A 2280-nucleotide genomic window follows, 5' to 3' on the forward strand; every position below is an offset into this window, starting at 1 on the left:
CCAGTCGACCTCACTGTATAAATTTTCGGGGTAAAGACAACTGCAGCCGCCTCGTTGGTGCCTCCTGCCACATCCACTTTCAAAGTCAGGGTCAGCGAGCTGGCATCCCTTAGATCTTTCAATTCGCTAACGGGCACTGTAAACGTCTGGCTCCCTGCATTCACCCAATCCGAATCGACGATACTGGGTGGACCCATCAGTTGTTTGTGGTAAGGGCTGTCATCCTGCCGGGTACCCGACAATGTCAGCCACACCGACTGTCGTTGCGCAATCAACGGCCATTGACCAACACGTACGGTGGCATCGCCGGTGAGGCTGTCAACGTCGAGCTCAGGTCCAGCGCCGCTATTGGCAGCCTGTACGATGATCAACTCGCTCAATGCCGTAGCCGGCAGTGCGCCGATCTGGAAGCTGGTCGGCGCCGACGAACCTATCATTTGGCCGCCGCGGAAAACTGCATAGGCTACAAGCACTGTTTTTCCTAGGCTTATTGCCAACACGTCCTCAGGTATTGCGACACGCGACACGCCGGCGGCTTCATCATTCACACCTGGCATGGAGAGGTCGTTTTGATTGGTCAGGCGCCACACCAAGACCACCACATCGCTTTGTTGAATGCGTGCATCGGTGATTACCACCGTAGCGGTATTAGTGCCGAACTGGGTGCCTGGCCTGACTGGCTGCCAGGTACTGACCTGGCTCCCTGTAGCATCCACCAGCTTGGGCAATGGCCAAGGCAGTTCCGCCGCCGCCCCGACATGCAGTTGCAACCGCTGCGAATGGCCGATCATCTGGTTGTTGCGGATGGCCTCGTACCAAACCTCCACGTAGCCGTTGGTGTTGCCATCGATGTAGGGCGTCTTGCCGATGCTGACTTCCAGATTGCCCGAGCTTGGAAATGGCTGGTTGGTAATGGACGTACTGGCGCCGGGTCGGCCCTCCCAGTGAACGGTCAACATGTCACCAGGTGCAAGGTCTAGGTTGGGTTCCACCACGATATTGATGCTGGTTCCTACCGTAGCTGGGTCGATCTCGCCGCCTTGAAACACCGGATCGGTGGTCGGCTTGGGCAGCTTGCTCGGCACGCTCACCACGGTCAGTTCCAGAATGGGCGAAGCATAGCTGGTGCCTTCGGCGATGATCGTGTAGCTCACCTTCAGGGTGGTGTTGGTGCCCAGGCCCTTGGCGTAGAGCATATCGATCATGAAGCGGATGTCTTGCGGGGTATCGCTGGTCACTTCATGTGTTTGCCGTATGTAGACCGGGCTGCCGGCGGCGGTCCGGCCTTCCCATAGCAGGATCACGGTCTGTCCGCGGGCCATGAACCCATACTGAGGCACGATGACCTCCTGATGAGTGCCGCCGATCAAGGCCGGGTTGTAGGTATTTCCCGTAACGCCGACGAGCGTGGGTTTTTCCAGGGTCACCGGCTGGCCGAGCACAGGCAAGCTGATCCGTTGCGACGGCTTGCTCACGCCACCGATGAGCGCCTCGTAGTACACCGTGACGGTGCTGCCCACCAAAGCAGCGGCCTTGGCCCTGGGCACGTACAGCGTAATCCGGGTGCCAGGTTTCAATATCTCGAAGTTCAGGGTAAAGGTCAGCCGTGGCCCCAGCACCGGGATGCCGGTCCAGGTCAGCGTGCCTGTGGTACCCACCGGCAGATTGCCGTTGACCACAATCTGCACGGCCACATCGCCCACCCACTTGTCCATGTCCAACTCGTCGTCGTCTGTGGCATCAGGTAGCGCAGGGGGATGCAGTGCGTCTGGGGGAATCACGTCGGCGAACGCGTTGAGGCTGAAAAGCGACCAGTTCTTGACCTCGTCCTCGATGTCGTAGAGCACGTTCAGCCCCATCCCGGGGGTGCCGTCGATGATATCGGCGGGTACCGTGACCGTCAGCGCCTGTCCAGGATTGAGGGCTTCGTCAGCACTGACAGTCTTGCGGATCTCTCGATTCGACCAGTACAACACGATCGTGTCTTTGTCGGCGATTTCCACGTAGCGAGGAATGGTCACCGTCAGCGGCCGGCCGGCTGGCACTACTGCGGGAATGCCGGTGGGTGGGGTCAGGCGCTCGTTGATGAGGGGCGTGGCCGGATTCGGATCGGGATTGCCTGGAACGGTCTGCTTGACCAGAAAGGGGCCTATGTCTTCAGACACGCTGAACGCGTTGGAAGGCGGAACTCGGTGGTGATAGTGCAGCGTAACCCGGCCTTCCTGAGGAAACACGACGGGCATCAAGTAGAAGGTAACGATGCCAGTTACCTCATGCTCG

The 2280-nt window shown here is 59.3% G+C and carries 1 protein-coding gene; it reads right to left on the reverse strand.

Going from position 1 to position 2280, the window contains the following annotated elements; all coding sequences use genetic code 11:
• Positions 1–2165: hypothetical protein (locus tag QMX89_RS22565; RefSeq protein ID WP_282349947.1), on the reverse strand; the 2165-nt coding region annotated here is incomplete at its 3' end.
• Between the last annotated feature and the right edge of the window lie 115 nt (positions 2166–2280).

Origin of the sequence: Pseudomonas sp. PS01301, from assembly GCF_029960215.1 — a bacterium.
Classification (GTDB): Bacteria; Pseudomonadota; Gammaproteobacteria; order Pseudomonadales; family Pseudomonadaceae; genus Aquipseudomonas; species Aquipseudomonas coleopterorum.